The following is a 17,221-nucleotide window of genomic DNA, read 5'->3' as shown; positions in this document are numbered from 1 at the left end:
AATAGGAGCTATGAATGATTTATTTGATGCGGAGAAAGGGTTGTACCGGGTTTCGGATTTTCAGGAACTGGTTAGCACGCCATTTTATGGAGAAGTGAATGCGGCTGGCTGGATGCGTACGCTGGCAGGTGATTTTGCCGAGATAGTTGAGAAAATTGAGATGAATGGAAATATAACGGCGGTTGAGGAGGAGGAATTGCGCGCATTGAAGTTGAGTGAGGAGGGGCAGATAGCGCGTGAGATTATTTTGAATGACTGGAAGTTATTGAGTGATTACGGCGCATTGCCGGCATTGAATGTCATTAGTTATTATGAACAGGATGAGAGCTACCCGTTTTTTCCGACGGATGTGTATTCGTTTCATGTAGATCGGTCTCCGGTAGCGCTGGATACTTTTTTGTGTACTTATTATGGGGATGCGAGTGAGATCTTGCCGAATTCGCAGGGGGAGAAGAAGGTGTTGATTCCGGAGATAAGGGAGGAGCTGAGGAAATTGTATGGTGGGGGAGAGATGGGTTTTGAATCCTTTTTGGAGGAGCACTTTTTTGATTTGCATTACCAGGCGAAGCCTGGTGCAGGGATTGTCAATCTGGGGGTGGGGAATTTGTGGCGGTTGGCGTGTGATCATCCCGGGAGTGAGGTGTTACCTTGTTTGCATCGGGCACCGAGGGAGCAATCGGGGAAGAAGCGATTGCTGATGATCTGTTGATGCTGGGGTCTTGGGGATGTACTTTGTGTTTACATAAGAGAAAGGGATGGGGGAGCTAATTCGTTCTTTAAAAACCTGTTAAGAAAATTTTATAAAAAGAAATTAAATATTACATTTGCATCCCGTCGTAAAATTTACGACTTACCGGAAACGGGACGTAGCGCAGCCCGGTAGCGCGCTTGCATGGGGTGCAAGAGGTCGCAAGTTCGAATCTTGTCGTCCCGACAATGTACAAATGGTATAATTAAGGCAGATAATGCTTTATTATACCGTTTTTTTGTTTGAATTGGCTATATTCCCTTCCTCTAATAATACTGCAGTGTAATTTTTTTTTGTATTATTAGTTAAACCTAATGATTTATTTAATGAAATAATTTGGTTTAACTGAAATAGTATAAGTTCTGAGTTTATAAGCAGCCCTTATTTTCTTATTTAATAGTTAGTCTTATTATCTTTTAATAGTCATATTGACAAACGAAGATGAGGCCTTGCATTAAATTGTTCACGTTTTTCGAGAAAAACCAACGTACTTTTTACAATCAAAAAATCCATGTTTATGAATGTATTACTTGTCGGATTCTCCACGACTGGAAAATCCTCCCTTATTAATGAACTTTCAGGACAACTACCTGACAATGTGGAAATGATTGATTCTGATAAAGCTATTTCAAAAGATTTCGACGGACACATTTACAAATTATTTCTCGCCCAACATGATATTAAAGATCCTATTGCACGAGTCTCAATTATGGAATCTATTCATCAAGGTGAGAATAACTTTATAAGAGACCTAAAACTGAAAAAGCAACCTTATATTGCAGCAATTGCACCCAATGTACATACCAGGCCGGAGTGGCATAATTTTCTTTATAGTGTTAATCCTTTTGTAATATTTCTTAAAGCTGAAATAGAATCAGTTTATAAAGGGCTAAAAATAAGGGAAGAAAAACTTTACCAAACCCATAAGGATAATTCTGGATTTGGTATATGGAACCTATATGTAACACGTTTTTATGATGAAGAGAAAGGACAATACCTTGAACTTCCCGAATCAGTGGCAAAGCAGAATATTTCTGAGTTGATTCAGATTAATGAAAAAGAATATAAAAAAATTGCCAATGCAACTTTTGAAGCTAACGAAATTGCAAGTTGGCATCGTGATTTTCAGCAAATAAAAAAAAATGAGGTATTAAATTTAATCAAAGCTAAGATTATGGATACTTAATATACACTTATGTATAGTAAGATTTCCCGAGAATAGTCTGATGAGATGAAGAAAATCTTTTATTAAAGGTCATCCATCTTTGAGGGGCAATTAGCAAAGAATTGTTCAATTTTTGTTCAAATCTGCTATAAAAAAATTTCAAAAAGTGTCGGGTACCCCGACTTTTCGATTTTGATTGATAAGAAACAAATGGGATCAGTATGTATAGATTTTATCCATTTTGAACGCTTTTTGTCTCGTACTATCCCTGTTTTAAAATAGTTCTGAAGTAACTATACAGAAGGTTTGATAACCCTTGCTTTTACTATGGAGCAGGTAGTTCGAAATATGTACAACAAAACATAAATATAGGGCTGAGTACCTTTCGTCGAAGAGGTCTGTCTATTATATGCACAGGTTGTTAACAGTTAGGAGTGGTCTGTTTGCGGCGGCGATATATAACGTTATCTTCGATATTTATCTAAACGATATTGACGATACTCGAATCCATAGAAGCACTGGAGAAGGGAAACATAAAGGATACCCAGACCCGCCCCGTTATGGTTCACGCCTCGGACCTGAACTACTATTATTGCAAGTACCACGGGCATGTAGGTGCGGCCAACAGACTGTTCAAAGAGTATGTCATCGCTTCGTTTCTCGAATGCTGGGAGTTTAACCGGGCACCGTATTCGCTTATCCAGGTTTTGCCGGAGCATATCCTGCCTGATCTAAGCATTCCCCGTAAGAGCTTCGACGCACCGTGTTTTGGGCTTCAGGAAATTACAGGTGCTGTTGACCTGTCGAGGATCAATGAGGACATTTTGGCGAGTTCCCGCCCAAGGATACGTTTAAAACAGGATCTGTTAAAACTGGCTTTTTTCGACATCTGGACCTGCAACGAAGATCGTAATTCCGGGAACTATAATATATTGTTTAAATATGTTGAAAGAGAATATGTTATCTATCCAATAGACCATGAGGCCTGCTTCAATAACGGGAATTTTGAACGAGGTTTGGTTCCAGTGACTTTTGAGGATAATTTAATATATTCGACCCTGTTTGCCAAGCTATTTCAGGGCAGGGAGTGGGAAAAGGAAGAGTTTTTAGCATCTCTGCGGGAAAGATTTTACCTTTGTGCGCAACGCTGCCAGGAAAACGTGGAAAAATTTTTGCAAGAAATTCCGCGAGGATGGAATTTAGATCTCGTTAAAAAGGGAGAAGAGCTACGGAGGTATCTGCTAAACGACGAATGGTTTAAAACCTGCTGGGGCAGTTTTTTAGAGTTTTTAGAATATTTTACAAAGTAGATATGGTTACTCAATACAGCATATTGTCAGTCTTAATCAGACCTGAAATCCAAGAGAAGATTTCAGTAGGACTACTATTGTTCAATGAGGATCATGTTCAATTTGCTTATTCTAAAAATAAGCTGGACGCGGCGAAGCATTTACTCCCTCCCTCTGTTTTTAAAATGCTGGATGACATTCTTGTTAATATTGCAAGAAAACTGGAGGGTGAGAATTCAGTATATGCCAAAAAGAAAACTTTCAGGATTTTCACTAACAGAATTTTCGACAATGAATTTTCGACTTCTTATATTTCCTATTTAAGCAGATATTCCAATAATACTATTTCATTTTCCGAACCAAAGGGAATAAAACTCGACATCAACATTCAGCATTTTGAGAAATTATTTGAAAGATATATTGATGTAATCATAAGGGGAGCTGAAGAAACCGAAAGACTTAAACCATTTGATGTACTTCAAAATCAATTTGGGAATAGAATTAACAGACACTTCGATGTAAATAAAACAATCACTCCAGTACAGGTGCCTAATCTGATCAGCAATGTGAAGGTTGAATTCGCGGGAAAGAATGGAATTGATGTTTATGTTCAAACTTTTGATATGGAATCAAACCCACAAAACGTGGCAAACCATATAAACTCTTTCATTCAATTAAAAACAACTTATTTAAAGAATAAAGTTAAGATGCACGATTTTGTAATTGCTTCTGAACCTGACATACAGAAGTTTGGAAAGCAACACAAATTGTGGAAGCAATTGAAGAATTCAAATGTGTTAAATTATCTTGATCTTAATGATAGTCAGAAAATAATTGAATATGCGGAGAAAAATAATGTGCGTCCGCTAAGCGAGACTGAAGAGTAAAAAACGAAAGGAGTAATAAATACTGCTCCTTTTAGCAAGTGTAACTTATGTCTTAATTATAAAATATTCAACGTTTTGATTTTTATCAAATTTTCGATCCAATAGTTCGACAATTGTCCATCCTTCCCGACAAATTTAATATCAAAGGATATCAGGAGGCACGTAGAACGCAGGTTTTACGGGCCTCCTGTGTTTTTGGGGTTGTAGTTTGGATGAATCGGTATCAATGTTTCTGAAGCCTAAAGAGTGAATTAACTTAGTAATTTCAATTTCCTCTCGTATTAGTATTCAATGAATGGTTTTTGCGATAAAGTTTGTAATGTTCAATAGAAAAATGAATACCGTTACTCATTCAATTTTAAAAACAACAGAAGTACTAAACGGTATCTTGTTTTGAGGATAAAAGATTTTTAAGCCATCCGCATCTTGTTTCCACTTTACTGATTTGCTATACCCTAACAGGCTTACTCTTTTAATTCTTTGTTTGAAATAACCGGCATCAGTTGCCAATGATTTAATAACCAGTTGGGTTCCCTGTTTGGGCAATACCAGAGAAAAAATATACAGTGCATTATTTTTTCCTACAGTAAAGCGAAAATCTGATGAGTCGAATCTAAATTCAGCCTGCCGACTGCCTAAGCCTCCTCCGGGTAACATTTTTAGCTTACCATCAACCATCTCGCCTTCGCCGGGAGTCACCCAGGCCCTGCTTCCATAACAGCCTCACCATTTCTGCGTAGCCAATTGCCAACTTCCTTAAGCATTTTTTGGCTTCCGGAATCAAGAGATTTATATACTCCCCATTTATTAGACAGCAATAGGTGAATTATTAATTAAAGAATCAAATCTATTACTACTATTATAAACTTTCTCTTTTTTTGGTTCTTTTTTTCTCTTTGTTGATATCTGTGGATATGTGGATAACTTATCAGCTGCTCCATAAATCTCAGCAGGAGTCTTATATTCCAGGCCTTGATGTTTTCGTTCCCAGTTGTAGAATTCCACATACCTGTGAATTCCCTTGTATAAATCCAATGTACTATCATAAGCATTGAGATAGATATTCTCATACTTGATGCTACGCCAAAATCTTTCGATTGCGATATTGTCAGTGGCTCGTCCTACTCCATCCATGCTTAGGCGAATTTCAGCACCTAATACAGCTGTTGTAAAGTCTTCACTGGTAAACTGGCTGCCCTGATCCGTATTTAAGATCTCTGGTGCTCCATAAATAGAAATGGCCTTTTCAAGCGCTTCCAGACAAAATTCCACTGTCATGGTATTGCTGAGTGTCCAGGATAACAGATAGCGGCTATTCCAGTCTATAATCGCACACAGGTACATAAAACCCTTCGGCATTGGAATATAAGTTATATCCATACTCCAAACCATATTATTCCGGTCTATTTTCAGGTTCCGAAGCAGGTATGGATATGTTTTGTGCCACTTACATGCCTCACTTGTATTAGGGGCGGGATATATGGCCGAAATATCCATTTTCCGCATCAATCGCCTTATCCGCTTCACATTAACATGTAGCTCTGGTGTACTCAGATGTTTTGCCATGCGCTCTGCCCCAAAATAGGGATGTTCCAAATGCATACGGTCTATCTGCTCCATCAGCTCCAGGTTTAATTTGCTTTCTCCTTTGGGCTCATGGTAATGGCTGCTACGAGATACTTCCAGCAATTGACACTGACGTACAATACTGAGCTCATTGTCCTCCTTATTTACTAAAGCCATCTTTCCAGTTCTTCCCAAATGCCTGCTCAGATTTTTTTTTCAACCAGTCGACCTCTACCTTGAGTTGACCGATTTGCTTATATAGTTCGTCTTTTTCTTCCTGATGATCTGAGGCATCGCTACCTGCCTTCTTTCCCTGGTCAAACACATCCTCTGACCCTGATAGCAGTTGCTTCTTCCACTCTGTTATCTGAGTAGGATGTATATCATACTTCTCGGCCAGCTCTGCTAAGGTCAGCTGTTCCTTTAAGGCCTCGATAGCTACTTTCGCTTTAAACGCTGCATTGAACTTTCTTCTTCCCTTGTTCATATTGTAAATTTAAGATGTTTTTCCACTTAAACTTACTGTCCGTTTTTAGGGGAGTATTATAGATCCGTCCGGCAATAGAGAAATGCATATTGCTGCATTGCCATCCCGTGCTATAGCCTCAATAATATATTTGATCATCATGCCGGAATTATACGTAAAGTCAGGCGCATAAAACCAATCTCCCACTGGGGTTTCCGCAATCCACGGCTCTTTACTATTAATCTTTTCGGGAATGCCAAATTCTTCTGTATTGACCGTACCATTGGTGTTATGCCGGAACTTCACGATACTGAACGTATTTACCATACCACGACGTTGTATTGACCGGTTATAAAAATCTGCTATTACAATTTGCATAGCATTTGCTTTGAAGCCAGTGCCTGTTCCATTACCACTGAAAGGCTGGTCTGAAGTGCCATCTGTATAAATGAAATCCGGGTCATAATGTTCTGTAACATCCATCATGCGCAAAGCCCACTGCGTTGTATACCATTTAGCATAATACAGATGGTTGATAAATATGCCAGCAGGGGGGGGACCACTTTGACTTAGCAGCTTCTTGTACTCCCTTATACTCACGCAGATCAATACCATATAAAAGTCGTGGGTCATATCCTTCCCACCACTTGCCTTTTCCATCTGCAAGGGTCAGATTACCATCATACGGTACTCCCTTTTTGCTTCCTGCTGTATCGCTGCCAAAAGCAGTCTGCCACCACCACCAGGTATACTCATGGTGGAATGTGATACCAAATTTTAAATTTTCTGACCGGCATGCTTTAGCCCATTCTCCAATTAAATCGCGTTTCGGTCCAAGATTTACTGAATTCCATGGCTGGTAACGGGAGTTCCATAAATCAAAATTGTCGTGGTGCACACCCTGGATGAGCAAAAAACGAGCACCTGCATCTTTATAAATTTTAGCCAGGGCCGCAGGATTAAGTTTTGAAGGGTTCCAGTTGCGCAGTACATCTTTATATCCCACTTCTGAAGGATGTCCATGATTTTTGACATGGTTTTTATACGCCAGGGTTCCCTCTACATACAGTTTTCGTGCATACCAATCACCACTTTCACCAGATGCTTGCGGGCCAAAATGAACCCATATCCCAAATTTTGCATCTCTTAGCCATTGGGGAGTACCGGGGTAGTTTTTTTCTATTGATCCCAGGTAGGCTTAAAGGGGCCTGGGGTAATAGTAATATTCAAATTGACTTCCGGAAATTCTTTGGAATCACCCAAGTTTATGCTGTGAATCGGTTTTTTAGCAGCAATAGCGCCTATGGGAGGCAACGACGCCGGCAATACAGATGGAGTTTTTGTAGTAACTTTTTGAGCAAATAAACTACAGTGGAATACACCAACTAAGCACAAGATTCCGAGTGTTGATCTCATTTTTTTAGATAATTTTCAAAAATTTGAATTTATTGTAAAAGTATTCACCAAACAACTAATAGGAATTTCTACTACCATGCAATTACTTCTTCCAGTAATAACCGGCATTATCCCGGCTGAAGATAATGTAACTCTCAGTTCTATACAAGCAAGCTTTTTAATAGATGGAACGATGTAATTTCATCTACTTTCGTTTTGCCTATAATATGGCTTTCATTCAATTTGTTTATTTCCAATATCTCTTTAATAAACGAGTTCGACAATTGTCCATCCTTCCCGACAGATTTAATATCAAAGGATATCAGGAGGCATGTAAAACGCAGGTTTTACGTGCCTTTTGTGTTTTTGGGGGTGTAGTTTATGTGAATCGATATCAATGTTTCTGAAGCATAAAGAGTGAATTGAAAAGTGAATTAACTTAGTAATTCACAGATTAATGTATAACTCATTGTTCTTTATGTCGTAAGAAGGGTTGGGTCGTTCTTGATTGATGTGATTTCAATTCATTTTTCGTGGCTTGTGAGTGAAGTATTGGTGAATTGGTTTTAAACACGTAAAAATGATTTCAATGGAAAGAAAAGACACTTTTGGGGTGCACTTTGTGTTGCGCCGTATGCCCACCGGGAGATGTTATGTGTATGCCCGGATTGTTGTGAACAAGACTAAGTGTGAGCTAGGGATGAAGCAGCAAATCAATCCTTCAGATTGGAATGAGGCGAAGGGATGTGCTAAGAGTAAATCGGATGAGTTAAGACGGTTTAACAGCTATTTGGAAGAAGTAAGGGCTAAGTTGGTCAGGCATTACCAGCAGTTAAGATTGGGAGATGAGAGAATAAGTGCGGATATGGTGAAGCAGGCATTTTTAAATTACGATAAGCCTGTAGAACAGCATTCTTTGATGTGGCTCATAGGCCATCACAATGAAATTATGAAAACAGTCCTGGCCCCGGGGACTATGAAAAACTATCGCACTACTGAGAGCTATTGAGGTCTTAAAATAATCAGTGAAATCTGTGAGATAAAAAAGCACCTGACGTTTCACCTTGCCCGGCATACGTTTGCAACTACAATTACCTTAATGAATGGGGTGCCTATAGAATCGATCAGTAAAATGTTAGGTCATACGAAGTTGAGTACGACAATGATTTATGAGAAGGTAACGCAGCCTAAGGTGGCGATGGATATGGCGATATTACAGCAGAAAATGAACGAAAATGAATAGAATCTGAGTTGTATTACGACCTACATTTGTATAGCCATGAAAAAAGACAAGTATCCTTATATATTAGATGAAACGACTGCCAGATTTGACTTTGAGAGTACGGGGCCAAATGGTACAATAAAAAAAACGGTCGATTATTATAAAATTGGAACGTGGATTGATGGATCACAAGTATATAACCTTGCTTTTGGTGATTGGAACGAAAATAATAACGTGATTGACGATCTTTCACGAACGGATAATAATGACAGGGATAAGATACTAGCAACCGTTGCAAGTACCGTAATCGATATGGTAGCTTTAATGGAGGATATAGCAATATATGCAGAGGGAAGCACACCGGCTTGCACAAGATTGTATCAAATAGCAATAAATACAAACAAAGAGGAAATAGAAGGGGTTCTCAATATTTATGGATATGCAGATGAAAAGTGGCAGCCGTTTGAATCTGGAAAGAACTATGAAGCATTTTTGGTTACCAGAAAAAAAGGTTAATTTTGATTAAAAGGAAGAAATTATGTCTACAAAAATTTCAAAATTCCTTGAAAAAAGGGGAAAGCCAGTAGTAGGTAAATCGAGCATCCCAGAGGAAGCGGTGCGCAATAGCCCTTTTATAATAAAAAAGATAGAGCAGGCTAAGCGCAGATTGAAGGATCATCCATTTCCTATTGAACTGTTAAAAGCAAAATAATACTTTCTGAATGTCTCACATTGGTGAGGCATTCTCATTTATAGTATTTAGCAAAATATGCGAGCTGAACAAAATTGGTTTTACTGCTAATAAACGTAATTTCCCTATCAACTATCATATTATAAACCCTTACCATGAAAAAAGCCCTAGACGCCTTGTAAAGCCAAATGTTTTTACAAGTGAAAAAAAGGAAAATCCTCAAGTCAACAGACAATAGTAGGACCTATAATTTGATCCATAAAAGGATGCATGCCAAATGTAGTTATTGTAAATGGCATTCAACTTTTTTTAAAAGCTGCTTCGATAATCCATTTCCTTACTTTCTTTATAAGGATGATGGGACAGATAAGTCTATCAAATCAAAGTTCTATAACCATCCAAACTGGAAAATTGTCTCAAAAAACAATAAACAATGGATGAAGAAGAGGTTTCTATCAAGGAAAACCATCATGTGTGATGGCTCTCTGTATATTGAACTGGGATGGCGTTAGTTAATTAATTTTAAGCCCTGCAGCATCAGCTGTAGGGCTGTTTGCATTTTAGGAGCCTTTTAAAATTGGTGATGTAACCCAAAATTGACCTGTTTAAATGCCTTATGGGTATCAGAATGGGTATCACTTCAAAAGCTCCCAAAGGAGAAATTAGTATTGAGAATTTTAGGGGGGAGATTAGGTTAAGGAGGAGATATGTAGGGAAAAGGTATTCTTTGACCTTGCCATATACTTATGCTCCTGAAAACATGCATCAAATATAACCCTGACTACCTTGGCATATGCAATTGAAGCGTATTTAGAAAAATACCCTGACAGAATAATATTTTTTACTGGGAGCACGTATAGATTTTCTCATTTGATGCTGAATCTGACATGAAAAAGTCTGAAAATGACCAGTTAGATACAAATGTAGAAGGAAATGAGTCTTTCACACAAGTCGTTGGATTTGAAGGCTCTTTTGGATTTGAAATATTCTTGTTAGCAACGATTTTTGTAATCGGTACTAATTCAATGAATTCCGGTATTCATTAGGTGTATGCCCTACATGTTGCTTAAAGAAACGAATAAAGTGTTGTGGATATTTAAAGCCGAGTTCATATGACACTTCATTAACTGCTTTTTCCGGATTAAATATCTTTTCCTTCGCCACATCAATCAGTTTTGTCTGAATGTATTCTTGTGCTGTTTTACCTGTTTCCTTTTTAATTAAATCTCCAAAATAATTTGGGGATAGGTGTAGTTCTTTGGCGAATAAAGCAACGGAAGGAATACCCTCAATTTGGGGCTTATCCGAATGCAAATATTCATTTAACAACCGTTCAAATTTTTCAACAAACCCTGTACCGGCGTCGCTCCGGGTAATAAACTGACGGTCGTAAAAACGTATACAGTAATTGAGGAACAATTCGATGTTTGAGACAATGAGCTTTTTGCTGTGCTTATCAATTGTGTGTTGTAGCTCGTAATCAATTTTCTGGAAACACTCAAAAACTATTTTTTTCTCTTGTAGGGAAAGATGCAATGCCTCATGCACCTCATAAGAAAAGAAATTATAATCTTTCATGTGATGACCAAGTGAAGATCCCCGGAGTAAATCCGGATGAAACAGCAGCGCATAACCCGTTGGCTTCACTTCATCTTCTCCAATACCTTCCACGGTTAACACTTGCCCGGGAGCAAGAAATACCAAAGTTCCAGCCTGATAATCGTAGTTGTTTCTGCCATATCGCAAAGAACATCGTCGCTCAGTTTTGAAATATACAATGTATAAGTTATAGTTAATTGACTGACCTGCAGGTAATAACGTGTCAGATTTTGAGAAATCAACAACACTAATTAATGGATGAAAAGTATCTAATCCCAAAAGCTCATTATACTCGGTAACCGTACTGATGTTGATTACATTTTTCATTTTCCTGATGTTTTGAGGTTCCAAATTATTGCATCCTGATAAGTTCAACGGTATTTGGGCTGCCAGTCTGTAAAAATGGTTATTAAATCCGTAATCGGGGTTATAGTTACCCCTTTTATTCAAAATAGCTTTGCATCATATAGCAAAACAAGTATCTCAACAAAGTACAAAAAAGGTATCGGGAAAATTAGTCACTAGTCGATAAAAGATAATAAAATGAGAGAAAGATTTGAAAATAAAACCGCTCTCGCCTCCGATGAGGCAAGCTTTGTAACCGGTTCGGACTACGCTGTTGACGGCGGATTCGGTGCTTAAATGTTAAAATTTCAAACTATCAGCAATACAACAAACATTATAAATAAAACAAGTATGAAATTAGGAATCTTTGGAACAGGTATCGTCGGAAGACTTCTCGCAGAAAAACTTGTTGCCGATGGAAACGAAGTAATGATCGGAACAAGAAACATTCAAAATACACTGGCAAAAAATGAACCTGATATAATAGGAACTCCACCCTATATACAATGGCAGGAAAAAAACACAAAAGTTAAGCTGGGAACTTTTGCTGATGTTGCAAAATTTGGAGAGATAATTTTTATTTCAACCTTTGGCGATGTCGCAATAAATGCCATTGACATGGCAGGCACAGAACATTTAGCTGGAAAAATTGTTATCGACACAACCAATCCGCTTGATCTTTCAAATGGTATTCCTCCTGGCTTTTCCGGAACAGTTGGCAATTCACTTGGTGAACAAATTCAGAGGCATCTACCCCAGGCAAAAGTGGTTAAAGCTTTCAATACACTAAGTATGCACATCGTGGTTAACCCTCAAAGAGAAGAAGGAGATCCTGTTTTATTAATTGCAGGAAATGATCAAGGCGCCAAAAGATCTGTTGGCGAAATTGCTAAAGGTTGGGGCTGGAAAGATATTGTTGATTTAGGCGGCATTTCCGAATCATTCTTCCTGGAATCATTTGCCTTGTTGTGGATTCGTTACGCCTTTAAGAATAATAGTTGGACGCATGCATTTAAGCTTCTAAGAAAGTAAAAAGTACTTGTCCGGTAAAAAACAATAATCAACGTGGAATTTTCAAAAGAAGAAATTTTAAAAATCAAAAAGGCTGACGATCTGCATGTTTCGCCGTTTCGTGAAGATGGGAAAACATACGGTACACCTACATGGATCTGGTCTGTTGTAGTGGATAATGAATTATATGTAAGAGCTTATCACGGTAAGGCTTCCCGATGGTACAATGCGGCTATTCAGCAAAAAGCAGGGAGGATACAGGTAGCCGGACTTATAAAAGAAGTGAGCTTTGAGCCGGTTGGGGATGCGCTCAATGACCGGATTGATGAAGCCTACCAGACGAAATACAAAAGCAGCCCTTATCTGGGCTCGATGATTAGTTCCCGTGCCCGTTCTGCAACAATTAAAATTGCGCTCCGTGAAGCACAAAGTTGATTGAAGGAAAACTTACAAAAACGCCGCCTAAACGTTGGTTGGCAGGTGCAGATGCTTTGGCTGAGACTGAAAGAAAATTATGGCTTTTTCTGGAACAAGTCAATGCTTATCGTGAGCTTTCATCTTCACTTGCTAACGAAAATGACCACGGGTAAGCATGCTTTTAGTTGTTATAATAAATAGTAATGAGATGAAAATAGCATTAATAACAGGGGTAAGCCGTAAAGAAGGCATCGGCTATGCGACTGCTGAACAATTGGGTTTACAAGGCTTTCGAATCATTGTAGCTGCCAGGCAACTCAATCAGGCAGAAGCCCTGGCGCAGGACTTGAGCAAGCTTGGAATAGACGCATCGGCATTGCACATGGACCTTTTGGACAGAGACAGCATTAGGATTGCCGCAAAGCATGTAAAAGAGGAGTTTCCGAAACTGGATGTGTTAATCAACAACGCAAGCCTAATGTTAAGCTCCTCAGCAACTGTTCAGGAGAAGGATATGGATGAACTTAACAGAGAATTTGAAACCAATATTACGGGCACCTGGTATGTTACCCAACAGTTTTATCCTCTGCTGGTGGCCAGTGGTCATGGAAGAATAGTTAATATATCCAGCGGAGCTGGGTCATATGCAGACCCAGATTTTGGCATAATCAATTTCCCTGGTTTTCGGTTGAGCGAACTTGGTTTGTACACATTAGGAGCGTATGCCCTGACGAAATTGGCTTTAAATGGATTGACCATTAAAATGGGGAAAGATTTTAAAGCAGACCATGTTCTGGTAAATGCTGTTTGCCCCGGGTTTACAGCTACACGTCCTGGTTTTGATGCAATTGGCGGACGCCCTGTAAGTGAGAGTGTGGATGGCATTATTTGGGCAGCCACATTGCCGGATGATGGACCTACCGGACAGTTCTTTAGAGACCGGAAACCACTACCCTGGTAGGTCAAACCCTCACGTTATTTTTTAAGAATAATGCAGTTATGGAAACAGTAAAATTGAACAATGGAGTAGAGATGCCGATGGTAGGATACGGAGTTTTTCTGGTTTCTCCAGAAGAGTGTGAACGATGTGTATTGGATGCCATCAATGTTGGTTATCGCTCTATAGATACGGCACAAGCCTACTTCAACGAAGAAGGTGTAGGCAATGCTGTTGTAAAATCTGGTGTGCCAAGGGAAGAACTCTTTATCACAACAAAAGTTTGGATTGCGAATGCCGGTTATGAGAAAGCCAAAACTTCCATCGAAAGGTCTCTACAAAAACTTCAAACTGATTACATTGATTTGCTGCTTATACATCAGGCATACAATGACTATTACGGCACATATAAAGCGATGGAGGAAGCGTATAAGGTTGGAACAGTACGAGCTATCGGCGTGAGTAATTTTTATGCTGACCGGTTTGTGGACCTTGCTAAATTCAGTGAGATCAAGCCGATGGTAAATCAATTGGAAGCCCACGTATTTTATCAGCGAAAGGAAATATAGAAAGCCTGTTGCGTCATCTGTTTATCTGTAATTTGACCTGATTTGCGATTATTTCATACTCAATTATCGATTGTTTTCATCTCTATTAAGGCTTACAAAGCCATTTAACGCTTTTAAATCGGGCACGAACAGGCTAGACATTTGTCCAGTCGTTCCGACAAAGTTCATATTAAAGGATATCAGGAGGCACATAGAACGCAGGTTTTACGTGCCTTTTTTTTGAAGTGTAGTTTAGGTGAATCGCCAATGACAAAATGCAATGACTCGGATTTACCGCAGTACTCTATTATTCACCTTCTGTAGTACTACGTCTATCGAATCTTTCCCAAGCATTCCAGCCAGCATTAATTTTCCTGGGTCATTCGAAGTAGAAATCGTTCCATTGAAAACAGGCTTATCTTTTGGTGCAGACCAGTTTATTTTGAGTTGATTGTTGTCTTTTGAAAACGTTCCGTTCCATCTTTTAGTTGGCGTATTGAATTGAAATACGCAACCGTTTTTAATATCAAAATAAACCATTGTCAGTATGCTGTCTTCACAGGTATTGTGATATAACAATTGCTGATTTACGCTTAACTGTTTCACCTCATACTTCCCGGTGAGCTCCGGATATTTATCTACTTTCCCATGCATCGCTATTAATAGTAGCGGAATATAAATAATAGAAAGTCGAATAATTAATTTCACATACCTGGAAAAGTGCAGCCCGGGTAATCTATTAGTTGTCGCGAAGAAAAATTCCTTAATGCGGTTGAATTCTATAATCAGGAAATATAAGGTTCCTGCCATCATGATAGCGGCATGTACAACAACACTGTAGCCGATTTGGTAAAAAATATCCATCAGTAAGATGTTGGCAAGCAATGGCAACAATATAAATACTCCCAGGAGTCTTGTTCTCTGAAATAACAACAGCATGGCACCAGCGATTTGCAGTGCAGCTATGATACATCCAAATTGATAAGAGAAACTAAAAAAATTCCAGAACAAATCCGAAGGTGAAAAAGCGTTATATGGAAGATCAAGTTTACTCATTGGCATTTCGAGCTGTAAATGACAGATTTTGGCCCATCCGAATTCTGCCAGGTCAAATGCAACCCCATAACGAATAAGACCTTGCCAGAAGGCAAGCGTAGACGGATTATTCGTTTTTCGGGCTTGCCATATAAAGGCGTATACAACGGATACTGTTACCGTGATAAAGGGAATAATGGAAAAGCCACCTGTAGTTCCCCACGTTCTAAAGTAAGTAATACTTATACGGAAAGCGGATGCGCCAATTATCAACCCTGCAAGGATGCAAGTGAAAAGTCTCTTGGGAAAGGAAATGTTATGCATAGCACGTAACTTTTTTAGGCAGTTGGTTACCGGTGGGAATTTTTTATGGCTGCCTCTCCGGCTTAAGCGCAATGTTTTACATCCTGAACCTCGTGAATCTACAACAGCTTTCTGGTTATATCTGTGGTCTGTACAATTTCTCCCTCTATTGTCAAACAGCCAACTTCCTCCATTTTTGTAATCGTATCTCTTACCTCCGTTTCATTTAGTATACCATTGTACCGCTGCACAATCGCCGATATAGAGGTTGATCCATTACTAACAAAATTTACAAACCGTAATACAGCATCATCCCGGTGATTAAACCCATTCTTGAAATAGAAATTGAAACAATAATCCCCGGAAATGGCATTGTCAACTGTTTCAAGCGCCCTCACTAGGCTGCCAATTTTCGAATGCTCTTTGCATAACTGTTCTATCAATTCATACCTATTTCCCTTGTATTCGACCGTAAGTCGCTTGATATTACGTTTAAAATTTTGAGGAAAATCTGGAGAAAATTCGGCTGATTTGTAAACTGCTACTTTTTGATCCAGCGCTTGTTCAATTTTTTCTTTTATAATCGAAATATCCCGTTCTTCAAGAGTGACGATATCTACAAGTCTTTTCTCCCGACGGGCCTGGACTATTTCAGTTATGAACGGAGCAATGGGAAATCCATCTAAAGAACTACTATAGCCTAAATAAATATACTCTTCATCTTTTACCATGTACAAATTAACTCCATTGTCGTTAGGCTCGGCATTTTTTATTTTATTGTTGAATTCTCGCGTTAGATAACAGTTATAACAAATGTCCTTTGGTAAGTAAGGGCTATCGGTAGGGATAATTATCTTAGCACAATCAGCACATTGAATGCCCCAATGCCGTTGCTCCCAACGAGGACAATTACTATCCGGTTCTTTATCAGATGGGAAATAAAATATCAATCCATATTTTTCATTCGCCATCTTGCCCCATTCTTTTGCCAGCTCCGCCTCAGGCCAGGGGGGAACGATTTTATTGAACAACCTGATATCTCCGCCCAGGCTAATTTTACCTATATACCTAATTTCTTTTTTACTAAAAAAAAGTCTTTTTATTGTTACATGTAAGTTCAAATACAAATACCATCCGGTGGTATTGCCATCCCATAATGCTTCCAGTACAGTAGGTTCTCCGCCAGCCAGACTGATTGCCTTATCAAGCGTTTCAAACGAGGTAATGTCGATCATTGGAAATGAAATTGCTGTAAAATACACATTTTACCAATAGCAAAAAATGTTGGATTGAGCGGTATGCAGCGTGGGTTTTGTGGTTAGCATACTTGTACCGATTTCTATCCAGCCAGGTTTTTATAAGGGTTTTCATTGCTTTGATAAGATACAAGTTGGGGAGGCAAGATAAGGCAAAATAGAGAAATACGAGCGGCTACTGTAGAACGCTATTTTTCAGGCCTTTTGAGGGGAGTTTAGGTAGCCAATGTCGTTGAAACATAAAGCTATCCAGCCAAATGGAATTTGTGTAATTATGAAAAGATTCAGCCATTAAAAAACCGCCCTCCTGATTATAATCAGAAGGGCGGTTTTTGTAAATA

General features: G+C 38.8%; 20 protein-coding genes and 1 tRNA gene. 13 read left to right on the top strand and 8 right to left on the bottom strand.

Annotation, left to right across the window (positions count from 1 at the left end; genetic code table 11):
* Positions 1-10: 10 nt before the first annotated feature.
* The 5 genes from U0033_RS07050 (at position 11) to U0033_RS07030 (ending at position 4,089) form a co-directional block, all read left to right on the top strand.
* Positions 11-709 (top strand): DUF1826 domain-containing protein, encoded by a 699-nt coding sequence (locus U0033_RS07050; protein ID WP_072362509.1) that lies wholly within the window; start codon positions 11-13, stop codon positions 707-709.
* Positions 710-860: 151 nt separating this feature from the next.
* Positions 861-934: transfer RNA gene (locus tag U0033_RS07045), tRNA-Pro, on the top strand.
* Positions 935-1,265: 331 nt separating this feature from the next.
* Positions 1,266-1,934, top strand: a complete 669-nt coding sequence (locus U0033_RS07040) for a nucleoside/nucleotide kinase family protein (protein ID WP_143150763.1) — start codon at positions 1,266-1,268, stop codon at positions 1,932-1,934.
* A 470-nt stretch (positions 1,935-2,404) separates the two neighbouring features.
* Complete coding sequence (locus U0033_RS07035; RefSeq protein WP_072362511.1) at positions 2,405-3,223, top strand: HipA family kinase; 819 nt, start codon at positions 2,405-2,407, stop codon at positions 3,221-3,223.
* 2 nt (positions 3,224-3,225) lie between these two features.
* The gene (locus tag U0033_RS07030; RefSeq protein ID WP_072362512.1) at positions 3,226-4,089 is read left to right on the top strand and encodes a hypothetical protein; all 864 of its coding nucleotides are present in this window, start codon (positions 3,226-3,228) and stop codon (positions 4,087-4,089) included.
* 348 nt (positions 4,090-4,437) lie between these two features.
* Here the strand turns inward: U0033_RS07030 and U0033_RS07025 are convergent, their stop codons facing one another.
* The 5 genes from U0033_RS07025 to U0033_RS07005 form a co-directional block, all read right to left on the bottom strand.
* The gene (locus U0033_RS07025; protein WP_326980865.1) at positions 4,438-4,746 is read right to left on the bottom strand and encodes an alpha-L-fucosidase C-terminal domain-containing protein; all 309 of its coding nucleotides are present in this window, start codon (positions 4,744-4,746) and stop codon (positions 4,438-4,440) included.
* A gap of 150 nt (positions 4,747-4,896) precedes the next feature.
* Positions 4,897-5,832, bottom strand: a complete 936-nt coding sequence (locus U0033_RS07020; protein WP_322518429.1) for an IS3 family transposase — start codon at positions 5,830-5,832, stop codon at positions 4,897-4,899.
* On the bottom strand, positions 5,816-6,142 hold the full coding sequence (locus U0033_RS07015) for a transposase (protein ID WP_072366377.1): 327 nt from the start codon (positions 6,140-6,142) through the stop codon (positions 5,816-5,818). The genes U0033_RS07020 and U0033_RS07015 overlap by 17 nt, the downstream gene beginning before the upstream one ends.
* Positions 6,143-6,187: 45 nt before the next feature.
* Positions 6,188-6,607 carry an alpha-L-fucosidase gene (locus U0033_RS07010; RefSeq protein WP_218164067.1) on the bottom strand — a complete coding sequence of 140 codons (420 nt, stop codon included), beginning with the start codon at positions 6,605-6,607 and terminating at the stop codon, positions 6,188-6,190.
* A gap of 28 nt (positions 6,608-6,635) precedes the next feature.
* Entirely contained in the window at positions 6,636-7,250 is a 615-nt protein-coding gene (locus U0033_RS07005; protein WP_245801822.1) for an alpha-L-fucosidase, read from the bottom strand.
* 855 nt (positions 7,251-8,105) lie between these two features.
* Between U0033_RS07005 and U0033_RS07000 the strand changes: the two genes are divergently transcribed.
* The 4 genes from U0033_RS07000 to U0033_RS06985 are packed head-to-tail and all read left to right on the top strand — an operon-like array spanning position 8,106 to position 9,450.
* The gene (locus tag U0033_RS07000; protein WP_177318669.1) at positions 8,106-8,525 is read left to right on the top strand and encodes an Arm DNA-binding domain-containing protein; all 420 of its coding nucleotides are present in this window, start codon (positions 8,106-8,108) and stop codon (positions 8,523-8,525) included.
* Positions 8,526-8,534: 9 nt separating this feature from the next.
* Positions 8,535-8,759 carry a tyrosine-type recombinase/integrase gene (locus U0033_RS06995; RefSeq protein ID WP_083571692.1) on the top strand — a complete coding sequence of 75 codons (225 nt, stop codon included), beginning with the start codon at positions 8,535-8,537 and terminating at the stop codon, positions 8,757-8,759.
* Between the two features lie 36 nt (positions 8,760-8,795).
* Entirely contained in the window at positions 8,796-9,254 is a 459-nt protein-coding gene (locus U0033_RS06990) for a DUF6934 family protein (protein WP_072363464.1), read from the top strand.
* A gap of 22 nt (positions 9,255-9,276) precedes the next feature.
* Entirely contained in the window at positions 9,277-9,450 is a 174-nt protein-coding gene (locus tag U0033_RS06985; protein WP_177318668.1) for a hypothetical protein, read from the top strand.
* A gap of 996 nt (positions 9,451-10,446) precedes the next feature.
* Here U0033_RS06985 and U0033_RS06980 read toward each other — a convergent pair.
* The gene (locus tag U0033_RS06980) at positions 10,447-11,355 is read right to left on the bottom strand and encodes a helix-turn-helix domain-containing protein (protein ID WP_072363485.1); all 909 of its coding nucleotides are present in this window, start codon (positions 11,353-11,355) and stop codon (positions 10,447-10,449) included.
* A gap of 369 nt (positions 11,356-11,724) precedes the next feature.
* Between U0033_RS06980 and U0033_RS06975 the strand changes: the two genes are divergently transcribed.
* From U0033_RS06975 to U0033_RS06960, 4 genes are all read left to right on the top strand, one after another.
* On the top strand, positions 11,725-12,405 hold the full coding sequence (locus U0033_RS06975; protein WP_072363462.1) for an NADPH-dependent F420 reductase: 681 nt from the start codon (positions 11,725-11,727) through the stop codon (positions 12,403-12,405).
* A gap of 33 nt (positions 12,406-12,438) precedes the next feature.
* Positions 12,439-12,819, top strand: a complete 381-nt coding sequence (locus U0033_RS06970) for a DUF2255 family protein (RefSeq protein ID WP_072363461.1) — start codon at positions 12,439-12,441, stop codon at positions 12,817-12,819.
* Positions 12,820-13,009: 190 nt separating this feature from the next.
* Complete coding sequence (locus tag U0033_RS06965) at positions 13,010-13,762, top strand: SDR family NAD(P)-dependent oxidoreductase (protein WP_083571690.1); 753 nt, start codon at positions 13,010-13,012, stop codon at positions 13,760-13,762.
* Between the two features lie 38 nt (positions 13,763-13,800).
* Positions 13,801-14,307: an aldo/keto reductase gene (locus U0033_RS06960; RefSeq protein WP_218164066.1), complete on the top strand. Its 507-nt coding sequence runs from the start codon at positions 13,801-13,803 to the stop codon at positions 14,305-14,307.
* Positions 14,308-14,577: 270 nt separating this feature from the next.
* Here the strand turns inward: U0033_RS06960 and U0033_RS06955 are convergent, their stop codons facing one another.
* Both U0033_RS06955 and U0033_RS06950 read right to left on the bottom strand, forming a co-directional pair.
* Positions 14,578-15,645, bottom strand: a complete 1,068-nt coding sequence (locus U0033_RS06955) for a hypothetical protein (RefSeq protein ID WP_143150822.1) — start codon at positions 15,643-15,645, stop codon at positions 14,578-14,580.
* Between the two features lie 98 nt (positions 15,646-15,743).
* Positions 15,744-16,859, bottom strand: coding sequence for a hypothetical protein (locus U0033_RS06950; RefSeq protein WP_072363458.1), 1,116 nt, complete (start codon positions 16,857-16,859; stop codon positions 15,744-15,746).
* Positions 16,860-17,221: the final 362 nt, after the last annotated feature.

The organism is Chitinophaga sancti (assembly GCF_034424315.1).
Classification (GTDB): Bacteria; Bacteroidota; Bacteroidia; order Chitinophagales; family Chitinophagaceae; genus Chitinophaga; species Chitinophaga sancti.
Note: the sequence above shows the minus strand (reverse complement) of the source record. Positions and strands in the feature narration are given on the sequence as shown.

Bases quoted from the DNA above. Each gene is read 5' to 3' on its own strand.
- U0033_RS07050 (WP_072362509.1), top strand. From the start codon at position 11: ATGAATGATTTATTTGATGCGGAGAAAGGGTTGTACCGGGTTTCGGAT.
- U0033_RS07040 (WP_143150763.1), top strand. From the start codon at position 1,266: ATGAATGTATTACTTGTCGGATTCTCCACGACTGGAAAATCCTCCCTT.
- U0033_RS07030 (WP_072362512.1), top strand. From the start codon at position 3,226: ATGGTTACTCAATACAGCATATTGTCAGTCTTAATCAGACCTGAAATC.
- U0033_RS07025 (WP_326980865.1), bottom strand. From the start codon at position 4,746: ATGTTACCCGGAGGAGGCTTAGGCAGTCGGCAGGCTGAATTTAGATTC.
- U0033_RS07020 (WP_322518429.1), bottom strand. From the start codon at position 5,832: ATGGCTTTAGTAAATAAGGAGGACAATGAGCTCAGTATTGTACGTCAG.
- U0033_RS07015 (WP_072366377.1), bottom strand. From the start codon at position 6,142: ATGAACAAGGGAAGAAGAAAGTTCAATGCAGCGTTTAAAGCGAAAGTA.
- U0033_RS07010 (WP_218164067.1), bottom strand. From the start codon at position 6,607: ATGATGGATGTTACAGAACATTATGACCCGGATTTCATTTATACAGAT.
- U0033_RS07000 (WP_177318669.1), top strand. From the start codon at position 8,106: ATGGAAAGAAAAGACACTTTTGGGGTGCACTTTGTGTTGCGCCGTATG.
- U0033_RS06990 (WP_072363464.1), top strand. From the start codon at position 8,796: ATGAAAAAAGACAAGTATCCTTATATATTAGATGAAACGACTGCCAGA.
- U0033_RS06985 (WP_177318668.1), top strand. From the start codon at position 9,277: ATGTCTACAAAAATTTCAAAATTCCTTGAAAAAAGGGGAAAGCCAGTA.
- U0033_RS06980 (WP_072363485.1), bottom strand. From the start codon at position 11,355: ATGAAAAATGTAATCAACATCAGTACGGTTACCGAGTATAATGAGCTT.
- U0033_RS06975 (WP_072363462.1), top strand. From the start codon at position 11,725: ATGAAATTAGGAATCTTTGGAACAGGTATCGTCGGAAGACTTCTCGCA.
- U0033_RS06965 (WP_083571690.1), top strand. From the start codon at position 13,010: ATGAAAATAGCATTAATAACAGGGGTAAGCCGTAAAGAAGGCATCGGC.
- U0033_RS06960 (WP_218164066.1), top strand. From the start codon at position 13,801: ATGGAAACAGTAAAATTGAACAATGGAGTAGAGATGCCGATGGTAGGA.
- U0033_RS06955 (WP_143150822.1), bottom strand. From the start codon at position 15,645: ATGCATAACATTTCCTTTCCCAAGAGACTTTTCACTTGCATCCTTGCA.
- U0033_RS06950 (WP_072363458.1), bottom strand. From the start codon at position 16,859: ATGATCGACATTACCTCGTTTGAAACGCTTGATAAGGCAATCAGTCTG.